This window comes from Haloarcula sp. H-hyl2, assembly GCF_056934385.1.
In genome coordinates this window covers 785563-804921 of record NZ_JBRIIJ010000001.1, presented here as the reverse complement: position 1 = coordinate 804921, position 19359 = coordinate 785563, and the positions used below count along the sequence as shown (strand labels likewise).

Sequence of the window (19359 nt, the reverse complement as noted above, 5' to 3'; positions counted from 1 at the left end):
CGGCTCCCACAGATACTCGGTTTTTTGCGTCACTGCTAAGCAGTCACCACCCACAGGTGTGGACGAATGCTCCAGTCGCTGCCGACCGTCCCGGGGTGGCTCCCGCTCCGGGCGCTGGTCGTCGTGGTCGCCGTCGTCGCCTCGCTGGCGGCCGTGCGCCGCCTCTCGGGGGGCCGTCTCGCGGACCCGCTCCGCAGGCGGTTGTTGTTCGGTGTGCCGTGGGGAACGCTGCTGACGATAACTGGCGTCGTGTTCCTGTACCTGTTCCTGCAGGGCGCGTGGACCCACGCGCGGCCCCTCGTGACACCGTTCCGGACGTGGTCGTACTTCTACCCGCTGGGGATACTGACGGGGCCGTTCACCCACAGCGGGCAGGGCCACGTCACCGGGAACGTCCTCGGGACCCTCGTCTACGGAACCGTCGTGGAGTACGTCTGGGGACACTACCCGGACGAACGCGGGACACAGACGTTCACCTCGCTGCGGACGAACCCCTACGCGCGGGTATTCGCCGTCCCAATCGTATCGGTCGTCGTCGGCGTGTTCACGGGCCTGTTCTCGCTCGGCCCCGTCATCGGGTTCTCCGGCGTCGTCTTCGCCATGGCCGGGTTCGCCCTGCTGGCTCGCCCGTACCTGTTCGTCGGCGCGCTCGTCGGCAACCGCGTCGTCGACCTCGTGTTCACGGCGTTGCGGTTCCCCGAACCCACTGTCAGGGGCCAGACCCGGTTCGTCACGCCCTGGTGGTCCGACGTGGCGATCCAGGGCCACGCCATCGGCATTCTGGCCGGCATCGTCCTCGCCGCGGTGCTGCTGTGGTACCGAGCGGAACGGCCAGATCCGAAGCGCGTGTTCGCCGCGACGCTCGTCTTCGCTGTCTTCCAGGGTCTCTGGGCGGTCTACATCCCACTCGGGAACGCCAGGTTCACCCTGTTCCGCTGGCTCGGGACGGTGCTCGTCTTCTTCATGGCGACCGTCGTCGCCGCCGCGACGGTCGATACGGACGATCACCTCATCGTCGTCCCGCGGTTCGAAGCCGGCTGGATCGGCTGGGCGGGGGTCGTCCTCCTCGTCGCGTTCGCGACACTCAGTCTGGGGGCAGTCCCCGGGAATCTGACGACCATCGGCGCCGACGACGTCCCCGAGGACGGCATCGAGATCCGTGACTACGTCGTCGCCTACGAGGAGGACGTGCTGAATCAGTACGCGGCGAACATCCCGACGCCCATCGAGACCGACCAGACCATGGTCAACGAGAGCGGCATCATCGTCGCTAGCGACGACCGTGAGATATGGATCGCCGAGGTACCGAAGGGGCAACTCGCTACCGACGGCCGCGCGTCGGTCACCGTCGGCGGCGTGGGCTGGCGCGAGACCGTCTTCGCCAACCGCACCACCTGGAACGTCGTCGGCAACCGCTCGGTGTACGTCGTCCAGCTCTGGCGCCGTGGGGAGGCCCCACGGACGAGCTATCGCTCGCCGCCCTCGACCGCCGACGCGACCCTCGCTGGGCGGAACGTGACGATCCAGCCAGCGGGGAGTGGGTTCGAACTCGCGGTCACGCGCGGGAACGAGACCATCGACACCGGCCCCGTCCCGGCCAACACGTCGACTACGGCGGTGGGCGGACTCACCTTCAGACGGAACCGGAGTCGGCTGTACGCAACCGCCAACGACACGCGGATACGGATCGCGACGGTCCGGACGCCACCCGGTCAGCGCCGACAGAACTAGATCCACTCGATACGGTACACTTCGACCGTGATCTTACTGCGGTCTTCGTCGTGGAACTCGAACTGCCGTGGCAGTTCGAACTCCGTCTGGAAGGCGTGAGTCACCGCACCGTCGTTGTCCGCGGCAAAGGCCTCGACGAACGACTGGCTGCCCTCGTTGTGGACCGAATAGGAGACGCTCGATATCTCTGCAGCGGTCTCCAGGAACGCCCGGTCGGCGTGTTCGTTGTCGGCCTGGGCGCCGAACGGCGGGTTCATCAGGACCGTCGTCTCCTCGACCGGAGGACAGAGCGGCGGAACTGTCGCGTCGGCACGGACCCACGAGACAGACGTGGTCGAGCCGACCTTCCGCTCGTTGGCCCGCGCAGTGGAGAGCGGGGCCGCGTCGATGTCGAGGCCGACGACGGTATCCGGGCCGCGCAGGGCAGCACCGAGGGCGAGCATCCCCGTCCCACAGCCAAGGTCCACGACCGTCCGGCCGTCCAGGTCACCCTGGAGGTCGGCGGTGTGGACGAGGTGTGCGGCGAGGTCCGGCGGCGTCCGATACTGTTCCAGACTGGCACGCGGGTTGTCGAACCCCGCCACGACGGCGAGTTGCTGCGCGAGGGCGCTCTTCGTGGGCATCGTCGGCGATAGACCGCGTTCGTGTAAAGTTGTTGTGCGTCTCAGAGACTAGCGGGCCAGCGATCATTCGCCAGCGGGAGGTCGACGACCACCGCCGCGCCCCCCGCCTCGCTGTCCTCGATCCAGACGTCCCCGCCGTAGCTCTCGACCATCGCGGCGACGAAGTAGAGACCGAAGCCTGTACCGGTAGATTCTGTGCCGCTCTCCCCGCGCTCGAAGACCGTCTCCCGGTCTGCGGGGTCGATGCCAGGGCCGTCGTCGGCGACCCGGACCGTCACGACCTCGTCGCCGACGTCGACAGTGATCGATATCAACGGGCCAGGGCCGGCGTGTTCGACGGCGTTCGTGAGGATGTTCCCGAAGACGTCCTCCAGGAGGTCGTCCGCGACGACGTAGGCGTCGAAGTCGTCGACGGTGACCCGACAGCCGTCGTCCATCGAGCGGGCCCTGTCGGCGGCGGCCGTCAGGACCGGAGCGAGTTCGACGATCTCCGAGTCGGTCTCACCATCGCCCGACAGCGTCTCCAGGACCGACCGGACCTTCCGGGTGAGGTCGATGATGTCGTCGCTCCAGTCGACGATAGTGTCGGCGTACTCCTCCTGCCGGCCGTCGAGGTCGCCCTCCAGCAGTTCGGCCCGCGCACGGATGACGTTCATCCCGTTGAGGATGTCGTGCCGGAGGATGCTGTTGAAGAACTCCATCTGCTCGGCCTGGCGCTGGAGCTTCTGTTCCTGATCGTGGCGCTCGCGTGCGTACCGGATCGTCCTGATGAGTAGCGAATCGGTCAGGTCGCCCTTGACGAGGTAGTCCTGTGCTCCCGCTCTGATGGCTTCGAGGGCAAGTTCCTCGTCGTCTAGACCGGTCAGGACGATGACCGGAAGGTCCTCGACCGAGGCGAGGAACGCTTCGAGCGTCTCCAGCCCCGTGGTCTCGTTCAACCCGAGGTCGAGGAGGACGACGTCGAACGGATCGGCCTGTGCGCGCTCGATGCCCTCTTCGAGTGTTTGCTCGTGGGTGACCGAGAGGACGGCGTCGCTTTCGCCGTACTCGCGCTCGAACCGCTTCCGGATGAGTACCGCATCGCCGGGGTTGTCCTCGACGAGCAACACGTCGAGGTCGCGAAGTAGCTCCGACATCAGTCCTCTGGCATCTCGACCACCGTCAGCCAGAAGTCCTCGATGCGTTCCACGACGTCGATGAACCCCTCGAAGTCGACGGGTTTCATCAGGTAGGCGTTGGCCCCGAGGTCGTACGAGCGGACGATGTCCTCTTCGGCTTCGGAACTGGTCAGCATGACGACCGGAATCCGGGCCAGCGAGTCGTCGTCCTGCATCGTTTCGAGGACGTCTGTCCCGTCGGTCTTGGGCATGTTGATGTCGAGCAAGACGAGGTTCGGACGGGGGACGTCCGCGTAGTCGCCCTCCTGGCGGAGGTACGTGAGTGCCTCCTCGCCGTCGTTGACGACGTGGAGGTTGTTCAGCACCTTCCCCTGTTCGAAGGCCTTCTCGGTCAGGCGGACGTCGCCCGGGTTGTCCTCTGCGAGCAGTATCTCTATCGGTTCGGTCTCGTTGGGTGTCATTCGTAAGCGCCTCCTGGTGATTCGGCAGGCAGTGTGAAACAAAAGGTCGCCCCCTCGCCCGGTGTCGACTCGACCCAGATGTTCCCGCCGTGTCTGGCCACGATGCGTTCACAGACGGCGAGTCCGATACCGGTCCCCTCGCGGTCGCCCGACTGGAATATCTCGAAGACCTTGTCCTGGCGCTTCGGGTCGATTCCCGGGCCGTCGTCGGCCACTTCGAATCGAACCATGTCGTCGAGCGTGTGTGCGCTCACCGTGACGTGTGGCGGTGTCTCCGTCGCCGAGTGTTCGACGGCGTTTTTCAGCAGATTCTGGAACAGTTGTCGGGCCTGGTCGGCGTCGGCCTCGACGACGGGGAGGTCGTCGTAGTCGACGGTCGCGTCCGTCTCCGTGAGCAACATCTGGAGGTCCGAGATGGTGTCTGCCAGCAACTGCTCGCTATCGACCGGTTCCGACTCGCCCGCCTGGGTGTGGACCCGCGAGTAGTCCAGCAGCGCATTGATCATCGACCGCATCCTGTCGGCGCCGTCGACGGCGTAGTCGATGTACTCGGTCGCCTCGTCGTCCAGTTCGTCGGCGTACTCGGTCTCCAGTAGGTCGAGGAAACTGGAGACCATCCGGAGTGGTTCCTGGAGGTCGTGAGAGGCGATGTAGGCGAACTGCTGGAGACTCTCGTTGGACCGTTCGAGTTCGCTCCGGTACGCCCGGAGTTCCTGCTGGTGTTCTGCACGGTCGAGCGCCGCCGCGGCGGCCCCGGCCAGGATTTCCAGCAGGACTCGTTCAGTCTCGTCGAACTCCTCGACCTCGGGAGACCCGATACACAACAGCCCGGACTCCTCTAGCGGGAAACAGATCAGGGAGCGTAACGGAAGGTCCGGGTCGGAGGGCGAGTCGAGTTGCTGGTAATCCTCGATGTGGGTCGGTTCCCCACTGTCGAAGATCGCTTTCTCTCGTGTCCCTGGGGGCATCGGCGGGAGTTCCGTCGCAGCCGCGACGCCAGCGACCTCGGTGGCTTCCCCGGTCGCGCCGACGGGGTATAGTGTGTCATCGGATTCGTCGTAGGTCCACATGGCAGCGATTGGCCTGTCGATGATCTGGCGCGCGATTGTCGTGACCGTCTCGGCGGCCTCGGATGCGGACTCCGCGTACAGTAACTCCTGGGTCGCGTCGCTCAGCCGCCTGAGATTCGCCTGCTGGCGCTTGATATCGGTGACGTCCCTGGCGACGCCGACCACCTGTGTCAGGTCCCCCGATTCGTCGACGACGGGCCGGTACCACGTCTCGAACGACAGGTCCCCGAGTTCCTGTGTCACCCTGACTTCTTCCCCGTCGAGAGCACGTTCGGCCGCATCGACGATGTCGGGGTACTCGGCGTAAACATCGAACACCGAGGTCCCCACGAGTTCGCCGGGTTCGAGGCCAAGCGTCTCCAACCCCTTGCCTGCGGAGTGGGTGAACACGCCGTCGGGACCAAGCGTGAACACTACGACAGGGAGGTTGTCGATCAGGGTCCGCAGGTGCTCGTTCCGTTCCGACCGCTCGCGTTCGCGCTCGCGTCGTTCGGTGATGTCCGTGATACTGACAACGACGTGTTGGAGGGCCTCCTCGGCATCGTACAGCGGTGTCGCGCTCGCCGAGACGACCACCTGCGTGCCGTCTGCGCGCTCGATACGAAGTTCGCGGTTCTGGACTGGCTCGCCGGTCCCGATGACCGCCTGAGCCGGTACGTCGGCCCGAGCCAGCGGGTCGCCGTCGACGGTGAGCAGGCGGAACTGATCCGGGATGCTGGTCTCGCCGACGAGTTCCGTACGGTCGACGCCGAGAATCTCCTCTGCCTCCTCGTTCGTCCGCTGGATCGTCCCGTCGGCGCCGTGGATGACGATGCCGACCGGGCTGACGTCCAGCAGACGGTCCAGCAGATTCCGCTCCGTTCGGTGTTCCTGTTCGGCACGCCGGTACTCGGTGACATCTCTGACGTAGGCCACGACGCGGGGGTCGCCGTCCACCGTCGCGTATTCCATCGCGACGTCGACCCATCTCGGGTCGCCGTCGGGTCCCTGGACGGCCCATTCGATGTGGTTCGACCCCTCGTGCGCTGCTTCCCGAACCAGTTCCGTCGCCTCCGCGGTGGTGTACTCCTGAGGACTGAACTCGCCGACGTCCATCCCGATCACCTCCTGTCGCTCGACACCGAGGAGTTCGGCGGCAGCGGGGTTGGCCTCCAGTATCTCCCCGGTCTCCGGGTGATGGACGAAGATCGGGTCGGGAGACGCCTCGAAGACGTCACGATAGGCGTACGCTTCCTCGTCCGTCGAAGCCATGATACGTTCTCACAGCCACCGGTTAAGACCCTACCCCCGCAGTTCTCAGGTTCGAGAACAGTCGGCCGACCGGGTCACCAGGTGCCGTGGAACGTGTCGAACTCCAGCGAGTCGAGGGGCTTCTCGCCGATGGCGATCCTGTACTCGCCCGGCGTGAGCATCGGCCGCTTGAACTGCGGGCCGTCGTCGGTCGTGATCCGGGGACAGCCGGTGTTGACGTAGGCGTCCATCCCGAAGTTGGTCAGGCGGTCCGGCGTGACCTCGTCCATCGTGATGAGGTAGGCGTCGTCGTTGTTCTCGACGATCTCCTCGGCCTGGTCCCACCGGCCCTGGCCGATCTTGGTACAGAAGATGACGCCCCACGTCTCGGCGTCCATCGCCTTGTGGACCGAGGCGTAGCGCTGTTTCATGAACTGCTCGGTGTCGGCGACCGTCAGCGCGTTGTTGACCGGATCGGCGATGACGACCTTCTTCTCGGGGTGTTCCATCGCGAGCCCGAGCGGGTGGAACTTCCCGCCGCCGACGTAGAGGATCTGATCGGCGTCGACCTCGGCCGAGGCGTAGTTACAGCCGAGCACCTGTCCCTCGTGGGTCAGACGCTCGTCGCCCTTGCGGGTGTGGACCTCGTAGCCGCGCTCCTCCAGCCAGGTGCGCATCTCGTCGAACTTGTTCATGTGCTGGGCCGTCGTCACGAGGCCGACCGCAGGGTCATCGTCTGGGTCGGCCAGTTCTTCCTCGGCGGCCTCCGCCATCATCGGGAAGACGTCGACGTTCGAGAACAGCGGGACGTAGATGATCTTGTCCGACTCCTTCATCGGGGAGTGGCCGAAGTGGACGAAGACGTCCGTCCGGCGCATCAGGAAGGTGTCCAGGTCACAGGCGCCGTAACACGGCTGGCCCGAGATCATGACGGTCACGTCGTCGGGCAGTTCCTCGCGCAGGTCGTCGGCGACGGCCGGCCCACGTCGTTTCAGTCCTTCGGGGAACTGCAGTCCTACCTTGTCCGCGTCACGTTCGTGGACCTCCTCGACGATCCGGTCGAGTTCGTAGTCCCACTCTCGGTCGTGCTTGAGTGAGAGGCCGGTGTTCCGGAGGTCGCCCTCTGTCCGCTCTTGGCTCATTGGACAGGGATACCCGTCGAGCGCGTAAAACGTCCGCGCTTCCGAACCGAGGTTTCGGCAAGCCTATACCGTGCGAGTCCCAACTTGACGGCGATGAGCATCGACACCGACACCGCCGCCGACCCGGCCGGTGACCGCGTCGAGGAACTCGCGACCGAATTCGGCGACGCCATCGCCGAGTTGCCCGTCTACGAACGCTTTGCAGAGGCGAAAGAGGCCGTCGAGAACGACGAGGAAGCCCAAGAGGCCATCCAGGAGTTCGAGCAGATCCGCGAGGAGTACATGCTGGCCCGCCAGACCGGCCAGGCCTCCCAGGAGGACCTGCGGACTCTCCAGCAGGCCCAGGAAGATCTCCACGATCTGCCGGTGATGAGCGAGTATCTCCAGGCCCAGAACGAACTCGAACTGCGCCTGCAGGAACTCAACGAGGTCGTCTCCGCGGACCTGGCCATCGACTTCGGCCAGAAGGCCGGCGGCTGCTGCGAGGACGACTGACCCTCCGCAGTCCCGCGGTTCGCGTCGTTAGCAGACCCCTGGATAGATCCATATCCGCCCCCATTCGTGTCAGGTCCCATATGTTCGAAGCCACAGTGTTTTTGTCTCGGCCTTGGGTCGTTATAGTGTGATGGCTGCTCGGGTCGTCGTCGTGGTTGCCCTGCTGTTGGTCGGTCCAATCGCCGGCCTGCCAGTGACGACTGCCGAGCAACAGCCCCAGCGGCTTCAGACACCCGCCGGGTTCGACGAGACGACGTTCAGAGTGACGGTCTACGCGAACGGGTCCGCGCGATGGACCATCGAACACCGGACGCCACTGACGAACGAGTCCGACCGACAGCAGTTCGAGTCGTTCGCGGAGACCTTCGAGTCGACGGAGACGGAGCTGTACGTCGACTTCGTCGAGCAGGCGGGCCTGCTGACACAGTTCGGGGCCAATCGGACTGGCCGGACGATGGCCGCCAGCCAGTTCCAGCGGTCGGCGACGGTCGACCCCGTCCGCCGGACGGGTGCAGTCCAGATGTCGTTCCAGTGGTCGAACTTCACCGAGCAACGGAACGACCGGGTCGTCATGAGCGACGTCTTCGAGGGTGGCTTCTACATCGGCCCGAACCAGTCGTTCGTCGTCGAGCGCGGGCCCGACCTGGCCTTCACCGACGCGCGGCCCACCCCCGACTCCCGGAGCGATCCAAACTCCCTATCCAGGAGTAGTACCGTCACCTGGGAGGGCGAACAGTCGTTCAACGACCAGCGGCCGTACGTCGAACTGGGCGTCAGGTCCGCCGTGGTCGATACCCCGTCGACGACTGCGTCGGGGACTGACGGCAGCGGACCGACACCGACCGACGGGAGCGCCACCCCGACCACCGGCGAGGAGGCGACGCCACAACAGGGTGGCGGCGGCAGCAACTGGCTGTTCGCGCTCGTCGTGGTCGTCGTCCTGGCAGCCGGTGGGGCCGCAGTCTGGCGGTTCGGCGGCGGCACGGCCGTCTCGGACGAGAGCAGCAGCGACGGTGGCGCCGGAGCGGCCCAACAGGCCACGGAGGCACCGTCCGACGACCAACCGGAGCCCCAGCCAGAACCGGCCGTCGCAGACGAGGAACTCCTGAGCGACAGCGACCGTGTCATCAAGCTCCTCCGGGAGAACGGCGGACGGATGAAGCAGGTCGACATCGTCGACAGCACCGACTGGTCGAAATCGAAGGTCAGTATGCTCCTCTCGGATATGGAGGACGACGACGAGATCAGCAAACTCCGTGTGGGTCGCGAGAACATCATCAGTCTCGCCGGCGAGGAGCCCGACGCCGCCAGTTCGCCCTTCGACGAGGAGTGAGAAACCCACACAGAGCACGCCAGAAACGCAATGGTTAAACGTCTCTCCTCGCTACCGATGAGTGTACGCTCCGTTGGTGTAGTCCGGCCAATCATATCACCCTCTCACGGTGATGACCAGGGTTCGAATCCCTGACGGAGCACTCTTCTCCCGAACCGACGAACGACAGTGAGTCGTGTTCGATTATCGATGCGACCGAGGGGATTCGAATCACGCGAGTCGAGCGGTTCGAGGTGCGCTGCGCCTCGATAGCGAGCGATGAACCCGCGAGCAGGGAGTCTCGCCATCGGGTTCGAATCCCTGACGGAGCACTCTTCTCCCGAACCGACGAACGACAGTGAGTCGTGTTCGATTATCGATGCGACCGAGGGGATTCGACCCGTCTCCCACGGAGTGAGACGAGACAAACTGGTAAGTAGCACTCGCCATACCATCGACCATGAACAGGCGGTCGTTCTGTCTCGTTACGGCGGGCGTACTGGGCAGCGCCGGTGGGTGTCTCCGACAGACGGCAGTGGACGCCGATCAGTCGGACCCGGACGGACCGGCCACCGCTGCTGGGGAAGGATCGGCTAGTACCGCCCCGACCGGGACGGAGGAGACGCCGACAGACGCTGCCGAGACAGCCACCGACCAGGCACCCTCACCGTCGCCAACCCCGGCCGATCTCCCGACGAACGTGCAGACACCACCGCTGTCGGTGCCGTTCACCGAATCCTTCACCGAGGGCCTCGGCGAGTGGATCGTGAGCACGCGCTATCGGACCGGGAACACGAAGGAACCGGGCGCCGGGGAGTTCCCGCAATACCAGCTCGTGGAGGGAGAGGGAGGACATTCGACGGACTACGGTGGCAGCGTCCGCCTGTACGTCGACGGCGGACCGAGTGCGGTCGGTGTCGCCCGGACCGTCGACGGGCTGGCCGCCGGCACGGAGGTGCGGGCTGCGTGGGAGTCGCCCGACTTCGAGCCCGATCTGGGGCAGGTCCGACTCCTGCTCTTTCCGCCGGGCCGCGGGAACGCGAACCAGAACCAGATCGCGACGAGCAAGTCGCCCGGCGAGCCGATGACCGCGACACTCTCACAGGACTATCCACCAGGAACCGAACTGCGGTTCGTCCTGGGCGTCTGGCCAGGCAAGCATACCGCGTTCGTTACGGAGATCAGCGCGAAACGAGAGTGAACGTCAGCGCCAGACCGCGACGACCTCGCCCTCCCTGTCGCCGTACACCAACGTCCGCGGACCGACGGTGAGACCCGTAGGCTCCCCTGTCGGGAGCTCGAAGGTCGATCGCCGTGCTCCGGTCGCAGGGTCGAGGACGTGGATGGCGTCGTCGCGAGCGGTGTAGAGCGCGCCGTCGGCCATCGCGAGGCGGCCGTAGAAGTTCCGGTCGTCGTACGTCCACTGGGTCTCCCCCGTGGCCGGGTCCAGCGCCCGGACGGCCCGATCGGCGATGTAGAGCCGTCCGTTGGCGAACTGCGGGTCGGGAGCGCCGGCCGCCCCCTTGACCCCGTCGATAGAGCGTCGCCAGATGATCGACCCGTCGGCCGGATCGATGGCGGCGACAGTTCCGGTGTCGCCCGTCACGTAGAGCCGCCCGTCGTAGGGGACGACACTCGACGGGAGCCTGTCGTCGATCGTGCGTCGCCACTGTCGCTCGCCTGTCCTGGCGTCGAATGCGTACATCGGACTGGCCCGCTTCCCGTCGTGGGAACCTGCGGTGAGATAGAGCGTTCCGTCGACGAGTGCGGGACGGCCCCTGACAGTACTGCCGCACCGGAACGACCAGAGCAGTTCGTCGGCGGCGACATCGTAGACTCTGACGATGCCCGCACCCGACGAGCCGCCCAGATAGGCGACCCCATCCCGTACCAGCGGCTTGTACTTGGTGCCACTAGATGTCCCCCACGAGAGCGTCCCGTCGGCCAGCCGGACGGCTTCCGTGGCGAACGACCCGGCGACGAACAGGTGGTCCCCGGCGACAGCGTGCCAGAGGTTCTCGGCGTCCATCTTCGTCTCGTACCGCCAGCGCTCGGCACCGGTGTCGGTAGCCAGTGCCAGTACCCGACCGCCCTTCGTGGCCACGTACACCGTCCGGTCGGCGACGACAGGGCGCTCGGCGACAGTAGTCTCGGTCTCGTACCGCCAGCGGATGTTCCCCGGCGCTCGTGGTTCGAGCGTGGTCCGCGCTTCGGGTGACTGCTCGCTGGTCGGGGTACTCGACCGTCGGGTTGTCGTGTCGGGTGTGGAACCGACAGTCACACCCTCGGTGGAGGGCTCGACCGTCCGACCGTCGTCGGGGTCCTGAAGCTGGAGACAGCCAGCGGTCAGTCCCATCCCGAGTGTCGCCAGCATGGCCCGTCGGTGCATCGACCGATCGGACCGGTCTCCCGGCATGCCTGTACCCTGTTTGCGTGGATAGTTAGATGCTTGCACTGGCCACCCGCAGTCGCCTTCCGTAGCCCTCAAGACCACCCCTGACGAGGCTCTATCCAGTGCTCGAGGAGTTCGTGCCCGTGGTGACCGGCATCCTGCGGTCGCTACCGGCGGACCCGTTCACGATCATGAACACCATCGGCCTGGTGGCGTTCGCGCTCGTCGGGGCGACGAAGGCGATCCGCGAGGAGTTCGACCTGCTTGGCGTCGCCGTCGTCGGGTTGATGACCGCGTTCGGTGGCGGGGCGACCCGTGACGTCCTGGTCAACCGGGTGCCACTGGCGTTGCGGAACATGGGCGAGATCAGTCTCGGGATGCTGGGGGTCGTGCTGGCGATCGGCTTGAGCGTCCTGCTCGACGATCCGGACCGGCATCCGATCACGTTGGTCTCGGACGCTATCGGTCTCGCGGCGTTCACGACGGCCGGCGCCATCGTCGCGACCGACGCGGGCGTCTCCGCGTTCGGCGTCGTCGCAGTGGCGGCGATCAACGCCTGTGGCGGGGGTGCGTTCGCCGACATCCTGCTGGACCGGTCGCCGTTCATCCTCTTCGACGACTTCTACGCGAGCTGTTCGATCATCGGTGGGGCAACCCACTGGGTCGTCGTGGCCGGCGGCGGCTCGGGTGGCGTCGCAGCGGGCGTCTGTGCCGCCGTCACCGTCGGCCTCCGGCTCACGGCAGTCAGTTACGGGTGGGAACTCCCGACGGCGCAGGTGCTCGGGCTCGCGAACAAGCGATTCGGTGATCGGTGAGTCCCTCCAGAAGACGGTCGCAGCGCTAGATCTCTTTCCATGGCGTCGGCTCGCCCGCCAGTCCGAGGACGCGGCCTTCGCGCCCCCCGCCTGCGGCATCCCGGATCTCGATGAGGCCGTCGAACGCCTGCTTGATGACCTGCAGGGTCTGTTCGTCGTGTGCCCCGGAGTCGATGGTGAACACGCCGATGTAGCCGGCGGAGTCGAGCCGCGAGGAGAGGACGTGACAGAACTTGAAGACGGTCTTCTTGTCGGTGTAGGTCAGCATCGTCGACAGAGAGACCAGTGCCAGCCGGCCCTTGTCGCGGCCGGAGTTGTGCAGCCCCTCCAGTGCCTTCGTGATCCCGATCCCGATACCCGTCAGGTCACCTGGTGAGGAGACCTGGTGGACGTACGCACCGTTGAGGGAACCACTGTCACCGCTGCCTTCACCCCGGCAGTCGACGACACCGAGCTGTGACTCCTCGAGTTCGGGGACGAGTTCACGGAAGTCGTTGACGATGGTGGAGGCCCCGTCGCTGGTCGAGACGACGACGGCCCCGTCGCCGTTCCGGGCACCGTCTGCGAGGATATCGTACGCGAGCCGTTCCTTGCCGCTCATCGCCGGCCCGGAGACGAGGATGTTCGACCCCGGCCGGACCTCGCGGAGCGCGTCGAAATCGAGAACGGATGAGAGATCGTACATTGTCAGTAACTCAGTTCTCGTCGCCCTCGCTCAACCCACGGAGCGTCGCGATGAAATCGTCGTCGTCCTCGATGCCACCCAGTGCATCGGAGAGATCCTCACGCATCTCCGCAATCTCGTCGGTCAGAGCCGTATAGTCCTCGCTCTCTGCGAGTTCTGCGCTCGATTTCGTCGCTTCGAGCGTCGCCTGCTTCTCGACGAGCGCGTAGTACTCTTGAAGGAGCGAGTCGTACTCGGACCGTTCGAGGAGGTTCTCCACCGTCTCGTGGAGCTGTGCGCTACGGATCGGCTTCGAGAGGTAAGCGTCGAACCCCATCTCCAGAATATCGAAGTCGGGCTCGACCGCGGTGACCATCGCGACCCGACAGCTGAGATCGCCGTCGCGGATCTGTTCCAGTACTTCGTCACCGGAGAGCCCCGGCATCATCCGATCCAGCAGGACGACGTCGACCGACTCGTCGAGCATCTCGAGGCCCTCGTCCCCGTTCTGTGCCATGCGGACCTCGTACTCCTCCTGGAGCCACAGCTTGTAGGTCTCCGCCACGTCCGGTTCGTCTTCGACAATAAGTACCACTGGGGGGTCCGAATCAGACATTTCGTCTCTACTGTTTCCGTTTCTGTATCCACCTACAAAGCCCTGTGGGTCAGCGACGACCGGTCAGGGCCCACCCGTCCTGCCATTCTCGTAACGACACCGACATGCCCCACGACGGCCAAGGGGTGGCTATGAGTACGATCCGGAACCTGGCGCGTGGCGCACAGGCGTTCACGAGTAACGTCTTCCTCGTCACCGGCGAGCGGACGGTCCTGGTAGACGTCGGCAACGAGTTCGACGTCGTCTCGGCGGTCGAAGAACACGTCGGGGGCCTGGACGCCGTCGTCCTGACCCACACCCACTACGACCACGTCGGAAACCTCGGCGCCGTCACTGACGCGTTCGACGTCGACGTCTGGGGGTACGACACGGCACAGGAGGGCGTCGACCACGCTATCGAAGACGAAGAGACGGTCAGCCTCGGTGACGACAGCTACCGGGCGTTGCATACGCCGGGCCACAAGAACGACCACCTCTGTTTCTATTCGAAAGGTGCGAGCGTCCTGTTCGCGGGCGACCTGGTGTTCGCCAACGGCAGTTTCGGCCGGACCGACCTCGAAGAAGGGGACCGTGACCTGCTCGTCCAGAGTATCGATCGCATCCTCGACACCGTCGACGAGGACCTCGGTGTGATGCACACCGGCCACGGCCCCAGCGTCACCGACAACGCCTACCAGGACATCGAACTGGCCTGGCAGGCCGCACGGTTCTGAGCAAGATCTCTGGAAAAGCTAATCTTGCTTGCACTTTTAATATTCGTCCAGTTGTTGGTGGAACCATGCGACCCTCATTCACGACCGTCATCGCAGTGCTCACGGTCGTCACTGCCCTCGCGGTCGTGCCGACAGCAGCAGCCGCCAGCCCACAGAGTCAGTCCGCTCCTGGATTCCAGTGTGACGACCGCTCCCCGCCCGTCGTCAGGCCGATGACTGTCCAGAACGCCATCGCGGCGTACGACGACGGCCAGTTGCGTGCCGAGACGACCATGGACATCATCGCCGCCTACAACGTGCAAAGCGACTACCCGGACAGCCAGGTCGTGAGCCACATCGACGTCGAGATCACGAACCACCGACCACGGCCGACGAACGTCACGATCACGGTCCAGTGTGCCACCAACTCCGGTGCGGGCGTCGTCAACCGGACGACGCTCGCTGTCGACGACGAACGCGACTTCCGAATCTGGACGCAGGGACAGGACGGGACCTATCGGGTCGTCGCCGAGGCGCCGAACGCCACGATGGACGCGGTGTCCTACGAACCAGAGGAGACCATCCCGATCAACGATACGGAACTGAACCCGGGCGACTCGTACGTCGGCGTCTGGGTTCGGAAGGACGTGAACGCGTCCGTCTGTGACGAGGCGCTTCCCTGTGTGTACTGACGAGAGGCAGCCAAATTCACCGTCGAAATCTAACTCCAGTAGACCGACAGCTAATAGTGGAATATTTGCGTTACAGGTACTGTATCGACAGATCAGAATCGTCTCGCTCTTCGAGATGTCCGTCGAGCGCCTTCACGACATCGCCGATCTGCCGTCCCGATTGCTGGACGTAGATCAACCCCGCGTGGTCCAGCCCTTCACCCTCGATGAGCGACAGAAAGTCGTCGTCGAAGGTGGCGAGAATCCAGTCGTTCTGCATCGCGTATCGCAACTGCTCCCGATCCGGATTGCCGAGTGTCCCCTCGTCTCTGGCGGTGTGGACGGTCCAGCCACGGCGACGTAGCCCCTCGGCTACTGGAATCCAGATACTCTCGTCACAGTACAGCGGTCGGGTCATGCTGAGAGGACGTCAGACGACGGTGAACGGAAATCATCGATGTGATCGTAGTAGTACGCGAGCGCTCGGTGGACATCGGAGAGGGTCAGATCAGGATACAGAGTGGTGATTTCGTCCGGATCGTAGCCGCTGTGCTCGTAGGCTTCCGCGATATCCTTGACTCTGATTCCGGTGCCCTCTATCGTCGGTGCTCCGTCGCTGTGCTCGCTCTCCCGGACGATTCCCATGGGAAAACGGACGCCCCAATCGGACTTAAACTCCGGGTTCACTCCAGCAGCGTTTCATCGGCCATCTCGTGAACGCCTCCGTCTGTGACGAGGCGCTTCCCTGTGTGTACGTCCCGTCTCAGTCGAACGCCGTCGCCAGCAACGCGTCGTAGGCGTGGTCGTAGGCGTCGGCGACGGCAGCCGGATCCGACTGAGTCTCGCCGTCCAGCGCCGGCAGTCGGACCGCCCCCGTCGCGTCGATGAGATCGACGACACTCTCGACGCGCTGTTCGAGTTGACCCTCCTCGGGACTGCCAGTCGCCACCTCGCAGGCTTTCGCGTAGCGTCGCCCGTCGTAGAACCGCGCCCGGCCTGGCTCGACGACGGCGACGGCGTCCGGTTCGAACCCCTGGAGCGGTGTGGCGACGTCGCCGTAGGACTCGACGACGGCGCGGTCGGCAGCCGCGATGTCCTCGGCGACGCTCTCCAGCGCCTCGACGTGCATCGCGCCCATGAGGTCGTTGAAATCCGGCAGCGAGGTCACGCGCGGCGCCGCGTCGAGGTCGAGTCGCTCCGTGAGCGCGTCTGGGAGCCCGACGGTACCGTTGACGACGAACTCGCCGGTTCCCGTGCTGTCCGCACCGACGCCGACGCGGTCGACGACGAACTGCTGGTCGTCACGGCCGAGGATGCCCGTCCCACCGCCGGGCGAGGGGTGCCAGAGGCGGTGGATCGGGTTGATCGCTTCCGGGCGGACCTCGCCGGGTGAGGCCGCGGCCAGTCGCTTGGCGTCCTTGCCGAACAGACGCCCCTGCTCGGTCGCGTAGACGACGTCGTCCTGGTCGAACCAGTAGTTGTTCCCCGCCCGTGGCTTGAACCCACGTGCGCCGGTGTGTTCCAGCAGCCCGACGGAGAAGGTGGTCTTGCCGGCGTCGACCCGGTCGGCGCCGGCGACGAGGAGCTTCATGACTCCGCGAGCCCGTAGAGGCCGACGACGTCCTCGTCGTCCGGGTCGGCAAAGACCAGCCCGCCCTGGTTGTAGATCATCCACGGGATGGCCCAGTCGATGAAGACGGACTCGTTGAAGTCACTCAGTTCGGCGTCGGCGGGCAGTCCCTGGAGGAGCCGCGCCAGCTCCGGGATGGTGTAGAGTTTGTCCGGTTCCAGAACGTCTTGGGGCTCGTGCAACTGGAAGGGGAGGATCTCGTCGAACTCGGCTTTGTCGACTGGCATACCCCTCGGTTGGCCGAGCGGCTGGGTAAATCTCTCGGACTCGGCGTGGTCGCCACTGGCGGGGAGTGGCGCCGATAAAAATGCAGGTGGGGAGCGTTACTCGAAGTGCTCGACTGACTTCTGGTACTGCTTTGCGGCGTGGTCCCAGTCGACGACCTCGAAGAACGCCGAGATGAAGTCGCCGCGGGCCGGACCGTAGTCGTAGTAGTACGAGTGCTCCCAGACGTCGAGGGCCAGGATGGGGTGTGCGCCCCAGAGCGCGCCCTGGTCGTGCTTGTCGACCTTCACGTTGCGAAGTTGCTTGGCAACGGGGTCGTAGACCAGCAGCGCCCAGCCACCGGCGGCCGAGGCAGCAGCCTCGAACTCGCCCTTCCAGCCCTCGTAGGAGCCGAAGTCCTCCTCGATGCGGGCACGGAGGTCACCCTCCGGCTCGCCGCCGCCGTTGGGGTCCATGTTGTCCCAGAACAGCGTGTGGAGATAGTGCCCACAGCCGTTGTGGGTCACGTTCCCCAGCGCACCGGCCGAGGAGCCGAAGTCACCCGACTCGCGGTTCTCCGCGAGCGTCTCCTCCGCGGAGGCCAGGCCGTTTACGTAGCCCTGGTGGTGGGTGTCGTGATGCCACGTGAGGACCTGTTCGGAGATGTGCGGCTCCAGCGCGTCGTAGTCGTACGGGAGCGGTGGCAGCTCGGGTTCGGAATGTTCAGGCATAGGAAATTCCTCCACTGTTACCGTAGTTCGGAGGCCGTTTAAACGTTAGGAGCGGTACGCTACCACACCACATTCACCCGGTGCCGTCAGGTGGTTCTTCCGTGCCGGATACCGGCAGTGGTCGCCGGAACATCGACGACACATTCACGAATGCAGATATGTCGCACGTACGGCGAAAGACCACGTCGTGCCCCGTCGTATTCTTTCGTTGATAATTCCCCGATTGTCGGGGGTCAGCGGCTGTGCGACGCCCACTCCACGGCTCGTTCCTCGCCGCTCCGCCGAGAGCCGATGCTACGCATCGCCTCTCGCTCTCTCCGCGGTTCACTCTGCTCACCGCTCCGCCGAGGGCCGACGCTCACGCATCGCCTCTCGCTCTTTCGAACATCGATATCGCTTCCTCCCGCCGTTCGCTGTGGTCGACGATCGGGTCGGGATACTCCGGCGCGGCGTTCCGTCGCTGGGTCAGCGACGCCTCGTGCCACTCGTGGATAACCTCGGCACCCGCATCACGAAGCTCCGGAACGTAGCGCTTGATGTACTCGGCGTCGGGGTCGTACCGTTCGCCCTGGGTCATCGGGTTGAAGATCCGGAAGTACGGCTGGGCGTCGGTCCCCGTCGAGGCGGCCCACTGCCAGCCGCCGTTGTCGTTAGCGGTGTCGTGGTCGACCAGTTTCTGGCGGAACCAGTCGTAGCCGTGGCGCCAGTCGATCAGCAGGTCCTTCGTGAGGAACGAGGCGACGATCATCCGGACACGGTTGTGCATGAAGGCCTCCTCGCGGAGCTGGCGCATCCCGGCGTCGACGATGGGATAGCCCGTCTCGCCGTCCTTCCAGGCCTGGAGAGCGTCCTCGTCGTAGTACCACTCGATGGGGTTCTGGTAGTCCTTGTAGTTGGCCGTGACGACGTTGGGCTGGTCGAACAGCACCTGGGTGTAGAACTCCCGCCAAGCGAGCTGTGACTGGAACTCCTCGACGGACGCCTCGCGCTCGCTGCCGGGCTCGACGCGATCGCGGGCGTCGGCAGTAGCGGCGTACACCTCACGGATGCCGATCGTGCCGAACTTCAGATGAGCAGAGAGCCGGGAGGTACACTCGTCGGCTGGGTAGTCCCGGCGCTCCTCGTAGCGGTAGACGTCGTCTTCGAGGAACGCGTCGAGGAGGTCGCGGGCGGCGTCGGTTCCGGCCGTCGGAACGTCCGCCTCGGGGGCCTCGAACCCCAGATCGGCCCGCGTCGGGAGGGCATCACCGTCGACAGTGGCCAGTTCGTCGGCCGACGGCAGGTCGTAGGGTGGTGTCTTCTCCCGGTCGTGCCACTTGCGGCCGAAGTAGGTGAAGACGCTGTATGGGTCGCCGTCGTTGGTCGTGATCTCGCCGGGTTCGTGGAGGACGGCGTTCTGGACAGCCTCGCGGGCGACGCCGGCGTCGTCGAGCGCCCGCCGGACGGCGGCGTCACGCTCGCGGGCCAGCCCGGTGTAGTCTTTCCCCCAGGTCACGGCCTCGGCACCGTATTCCCGAGCGAGATCGGGGAGCACCTCACGCGGGTCACCCTCGGCGACGACGAGGTCGCTCCCATGGTCGCGATACCACTCCCTGAGACTGTCCAGCGCGTCGAGCATGAACGTCACGCGCGGCGGCGCGGCGTGGTCGAGTACGTCCCGGTCGAAGACGAACACCGGAACGACCGGATCGTCCGCACTCGCTCGTGCCAGCCCCGCGTTGTCGGCCGCCCGCAGATCCCGCCGGTGCCAGTGGAGGCGCAT

At 65.3% G+C, this 19359-nt stretch carries 21 protein-coding genes and 1 tRNA gene; 8 read left to right on the top strand and 14 right to left on the bottom strand.

Annotated features, from left to right (window positions below):
- Nucleotides 1-66 precede the first annotated feature (66 nt).
- Entirely contained in the window at nucleotides 67-1731 is a 1665-nt protein-coding gene (locus Hhyl2_RS04200) for a rhomboid family intramembrane serine protease (protein WP_483549476.1), read from the top strand.
- On the opposite strand, the gene Hhyl2_RS04195 is transcribed toward Hhyl2_RS04200, so the two are convergent.
- The 5 genes from Hhyl2_RS04195 to dph2 form a co-directional block, all read right to left on the bottom strand.
- Complete coding sequence (locus Hhyl2_RS04195) at nucleotides 1728-2354, bottom strand: METTL5 family protein (protein ID WP_483549475.1); 627 nt, start codon at nucleotides 2352-2354, stop codon at nucleotides 1728-1730. The two genes, Hhyl2_RS04200 and Hhyl2_RS04195, sit on opposite strands and share 4 nt — an antisense overlap.
- 41 nt (nucleotides 2355-2395) lie before the next feature.
- Nucleotides 2396-3490: a sensor histidine kinase gene (locus tag Hhyl2_RS04190; RefSeq protein WP_483549474.1), complete on the bottom strand. Its 1095-nt coding sequence runs from the start codon at nucleotides 3488-3490 to the stop codon at nucleotides 2396-2398.
- A complete protein-coding gene (locus Hhyl2_RS04185; protein ID WP_483549473.1) occupies nucleotides 3490-3933 on the bottom strand; it encodes a response regulator in 444 nt (147 codons plus the stop codon). The genes Hhyl2_RS04190 and Hhyl2_RS04185 overlap by 1 nt, the downstream gene beginning before the upstream one ends.
- Nucleotides 3930-6254: a PAS domain S-box protein gene (locus tag Hhyl2_RS04180; protein ID WP_483549472.1), complete on the bottom strand. Its 2325-nt coding sequence runs from the start codon at nucleotides 6252-6254 to the stop codon at nucleotides 3930-3932. The genes Hhyl2_RS04185 and Hhyl2_RS04180 overlap by 4 nt, the downstream gene beginning before the upstream one ends.
- A 74-nt stretch (nucleotides 6255-6328) precedes the next feature.
- On the bottom strand, nucleotides 6329-7375 hold the full coding sequence (gene dph2 / locus Hhyl2_RS04175) for a diphthamide biosynthesis enzyme Dph2 (RefSeq protein WP_483549471.1): 1047 nt from the start codon (nucleotides 7373-7375) through the stop codon (nucleotides 6329-6331).
- 93 nt (nucleotides 7376-7468) lie between these two features.
- On the opposite strand from dph2, the gene Hhyl2_RS04170 reads away from it, so the two are divergent.
- From Hhyl2_RS04170 to Hhyl2_RS04155, 4 genes are all read left to right on the top strand, one after another.
- Nucleotides 7469-7870 (top strand): YlbF/YmcA family competence regulator, encoded by a 402-nt coding sequence (locus Hhyl2_RS04170; protein ID WP_483549470.1) that lies wholly within the window; start codon nucleotides 7469-7471, stop codon nucleotides 7868-7870.
- A gap of 130 nt (nucleotides 7871-8000) precedes the next feature.
- Complete coding sequence (locus Hhyl2_RS04165; RefSeq protein WP_483549469.1) at nucleotides 8001-9203, top strand: helix-turn-helix transcriptional regulator; 1203 nt, start codon at nucleotides 8001-8003, stop codon at nucleotides 9201-9203.
- 67 nt (nucleotides 9204-9270) lie between these two features.
- Nucleotides 9271-9345: transfer RNA gene (locus Hhyl2_RS04160), tRNA-Glu, on the top strand.
- 297 nt (nucleotides 9346-9642) lie between these two features.
- The gene (locus Hhyl2_RS04155) at nucleotides 9643-10383 is read left to right on the top strand and encodes a hypothetical protein (RefSeq protein WP_483549468.1); all 741 of its coding nucleotides are present in this window, start codon (nucleotides 9643-9645) and stop codon (nucleotides 10381-10383) included.
- Between the two features lie 3 nt (nucleotides 10384-10386).
- Here Hhyl2_RS04155 and Hhyl2_RS04150 read toward each other — a convergent pair whose 3' ends face one another.
- Nucleotides 10387-11598, bottom strand: a complete 1212-nt coding sequence (locus tag Hhyl2_RS04150; protein WP_483549467.1) for an outer membrane protein assembly factor BamB family protein — start codon at nucleotides 11596-11598, stop codon at nucleotides 10387-10389.
- Between the two features lie 167 nt (nucleotides 11599-11765).
- Here Hhyl2_RS04150 and Hhyl2_RS04145 point away from each other — a divergent pair, with 167 nt between their 5' ends.
- Entirely contained in the window at nucleotides 11766-12389 is a 624-nt protein-coding gene (locus Hhyl2_RS04145) for a trimeric intracellular cation channel family protein (protein ID WP_483550549.1), read from the top strand.
- 25 nt (nucleotides 12390-12414) lie between these two features.
- Here Hhyl2_RS04145 and Hhyl2_RS04140 read toward each other — a convergent pair whose 3' ends face one another.
- Both Hhyl2_RS04140 and Hhyl2_RS04135 read right to left on the bottom strand, forming a co-directional pair.
- Nucleotides 12415-13074 carry an RAD55 family ATPase gene (locus Hhyl2_RS04140; RefSeq protein ID WP_483549466.1) on the bottom strand — a complete coding sequence of 220 codons (660 nt, stop codon included), beginning with the start codon at nucleotides 13072-13074 and terminating at the stop codon, nucleotides 12415-12417.
- A gap of 10 nt (nucleotides 13075-13084) precedes the next feature.
- Nucleotides 13085-13669 carry a HalX domain-containing protein gene (locus tag Hhyl2_RS04135; RefSeq protein ID WP_483549465.1) on the bottom strand — a complete coding sequence of 195 codons (585 nt, stop codon included), beginning with the start codon at nucleotides 13667-13669 and terminating at the stop codon, nucleotides 13085-13087.
- Nucleotides 13670-13800: 131 nt separating this feature from the next.
- On the opposite strand from Hhyl2_RS04135, the gene Hhyl2_RS04130 reads away from it, so the two are divergent.
- Both Hhyl2_RS04130 and Hhyl2_RS04125 read left to right on the top strand, forming a co-directional pair.
- Nucleotides 13801-14382: an MBL fold metallo-hydrolase gene (locus Hhyl2_RS04130; protein ID WP_483549464.1), complete on the top strand. Its 582-nt coding sequence runs from the start codon at nucleotides 13801-13803 to the stop codon at nucleotides 14380-14382.
- A 65-nt stretch (nucleotides 14383-14447) separates the two neighbouring features.
- The gene (locus Hhyl2_RS04125; protein ID WP_483549463.1) at nucleotides 14448-15053 is read left to right on the top strand and encodes a hypothetical protein; all 606 of its coding nucleotides are present in this window, start codon (nucleotides 14448-14450) and stop codon (nucleotides 15051-15053) included.
- A 70-nt stretch (nucleotides 15054-15123) separates the two neighbouring features.
- Here the strand turns inward: Hhyl2_RS04125 and Hhyl2_RS04120 are convergent, their stop codons facing one another.
- From Hhyl2_RS04120 to Hhyl2_RS04095, 6 genes are all read right to left on the bottom strand, one after another.
- Nucleotides 15124-15450 carry a DUF5615 family PIN-like protein gene (locus tag Hhyl2_RS04120; RefSeq protein WP_483549462.1) on the bottom strand — a complete coding sequence of 109 codons (327 nt, stop codon included), beginning with the start codon at nucleotides 15448-15450 and terminating at the stop codon, nucleotides 15124-15126.
- The gene (locus tag Hhyl2_RS04115; RefSeq protein ID WP_483549461.1) at nucleotides 15447-15677 is read right to left on the bottom strand and encodes a DUF433 domain-containing protein; all 231 of its coding nucleotides are present in this window, start codon (nucleotides 15675-15677) and stop codon (nucleotides 15447-15449) included. The genes Hhyl2_RS04120 and Hhyl2_RS04115 overlap by 4 nt, the downstream gene beginning before the upstream one ends.
- A gap of 118 nt (nucleotides 15678-15795) precedes the next feature.
- Nucleotides 15796-16623 (bottom strand): ATPase, encoded by an 828-nt coding sequence (locus tag Hhyl2_RS04110; RefSeq protein WP_483549460.1) that lies wholly within the window; start codon nucleotides 16621-16623, stop codon nucleotides 15796-15798.
- Nucleotides 16620-16889 (bottom strand): DUF5827 family protein, encoded by a 270-nt coding sequence (locus tag Hhyl2_RS04105; RefSeq protein ID WP_483549459.1) that lies wholly within the window; start codon nucleotides 16887-16889, stop codon nucleotides 16620-16622. Before Hhyl2_RS04105 ends, Hhyl2_RS04110 begins: the two co-directional genes overlap by 4 nt.
- 96 nt (nucleotides 16890-16985) lie before the next feature.
- Complete coding sequence (sod, locus tag Hhyl2_RS04100; RefSeq protein WP_483549458.1) at nucleotides 16986-17597, bottom strand: superoxide dismutase; 612 nt, start codon at nucleotides 17595-17597, stop codon at nucleotides 16986-16988.
- A 358-nt stretch (nucleotides 17598-17955) separates the two neighbouring features.
- The gene (locus Hhyl2_RS04095; RefSeq protein WP_483549457.1) at nucleotides 17956-19359 is read right to left on the bottom strand and encodes a cryptochrome/photolyase family protein; all 1404 of its coding nucleotides are present in this window, start codon (nucleotides 19357-19359) and stop codon (nucleotides 17956-17958) included.

What these genes read in the sequence shown, in the direction of transcription:
- Hhyl2_RS04200 (WP_483549476.1), top strand. Translation starts at nt 67, where the DNA reads ATGCTCCAGTCGCTGCCGACCGTCCCGGGGTGGCTCCCGCTCCGGGCG.
- Hhyl2_RS04195 (WP_483549475.1), bottom strand. Translation starts at nt 2,354, where the DNA reads ATGCCCACGAAGAGCGCCCTCGCGCAGCAACTCGCCGTCGTGGCGGGG.
- Hhyl2_RS04190 (WP_483549474.1), bottom strand. Translation starts at nt 3,490, where the DNA reads ATGTCGGAGCTACTTCGCGACCTCGACGTGTTGCTCGTCGAGGACAAC.
- Hhyl2_RS04185 (WP_483549473.1), bottom strand. Translation starts at nt 3,933, where the DNA reads ATGACACCCAACGAGACCGAACCGATAGAGATACTGCTCGCAGAGGAC.
- Hhyl2_RS04180 (WP_483549472.1), bottom strand. Translation starts at nt 6,254, where the DNA reads ATGGCTTCGACGGACGAGGAAGCGTACGCCTATCGTGACGTCTTCGAG.
- dph2 (WP_483549471.1), bottom strand. Translation starts at nt 7,375, where the DNA reads ATGAGCCAAGAGCGGACAGAGGGCGACCTCCGGAACACCGGCCTCTCA.
- Hhyl2_RS04170 (WP_483549470.1), top strand. Translation starts at nt 7,469, where the DNA reads ATGAGCATCGACACCGACACCGCCGCCGACCCGGCCGGTGACCGCGTC.
- Hhyl2_RS04165 (WP_483549469.1), top strand. Translation starts at nt 8,001, where the DNA reads ATGGCTGCTCGGGTCGTCGTCGTGGTTGCCCTGCTGTTGGTCGGTCCA.
- Hhyl2_RS04155 (WP_483549468.1), top strand. Translation starts at nt 9,643, where the DNA reads ATGAACAGGCGGTCGTTCTGTCTCGTTACGGCGGGCGTACTGGGCAGC.
- Hhyl2_RS04150 (WP_483549467.1), bottom strand. Translation starts at nt 11,598, where the DNA reads ATGCCGGGAGACCGGTCCGATCGGTCGATGCACCGACGGGCCATGCTG.
- Hhyl2_RS04145 (WP_483550549.1), top strand. Translation starts at nt 11,766, where the DNA reads ATGAACACCATCGGCCTGGTGGCGTTCGCGCTCGTCGGGGCGACGAAG.
- Hhyl2_RS04140 (WP_483549466.1), bottom strand. Translation starts at nt 13,074, where the DNA reads ATGTACGATCTCTCATCCGTTCTCGATTTCGACGCGCTCCGCGAGGTC.
- Hhyl2_RS04135 (WP_483549465.1), bottom strand. Translation starts at nt 13,669, where the DNA reads ATGTCTGATTCGGACCCCCCAGTGGTACTTATTGTCGAAGACGAACCG.
- Hhyl2_RS04130 (WP_483549464.1), top strand. Translation starts at nt 13,801, where the DNA reads ATGAGTACGATCCGGAACCTGGCGCGTGGCGCACAGGCGTTCACGAGT.
- Hhyl2_RS04125 (WP_483549463.1), top strand. Translation starts at nt 14,448, where the DNA reads ATGCGACCCTCATTCACGACCGTCATCGCAGTGCTCACGGTCGTCACT.
- Hhyl2_RS04120 (WP_483549462.1), bottom strand. Translation starts at nt 15,450, where the DNA reads ATGACCCGACCGCTGTACTGTGACGAGAGTATCTGGATTCCAGTAGCC.
- Hhyl2_RS04115 (WP_483549461.1), bottom strand. Translation starts at nt 15,677, where the DNA reads ATGGGAATCGTCCGGGAGAGCGAGCACAGCGACGGAGCACCGACGATA.
- Hhyl2_RS04110 (WP_483549460.1), bottom strand. Translation starts at nt 16,623, where the DNA reads ATGAAGCTCCTCGTCGCCGGCGCCGACCGGGTCGACGCCGGCAAGACC.
- Hhyl2_RS04105 (WP_483549459.1), bottom strand. Translation starts at nt 16,889, where the DNA reads ATGCCAGTCGACAAAGCCGAGTTCGACGAGATCCTCCCCTTCCAGTTG.
- sod (WP_483549458.1), bottom strand. Translation starts at nt 17,597, where the DNA reads ATGCCTGAACATTCCGAACCCGAGCTGCCACCGCTCCCGTACGACTAC.
- Hhyl2_RS04095 (WP_483549457.1), bottom strand. Translation starts at nt 19,359, where the DNA reads ATGCGCCTCCACTGGCACCGGCGGGATCTGCGGGCGGCCGACAACGCG.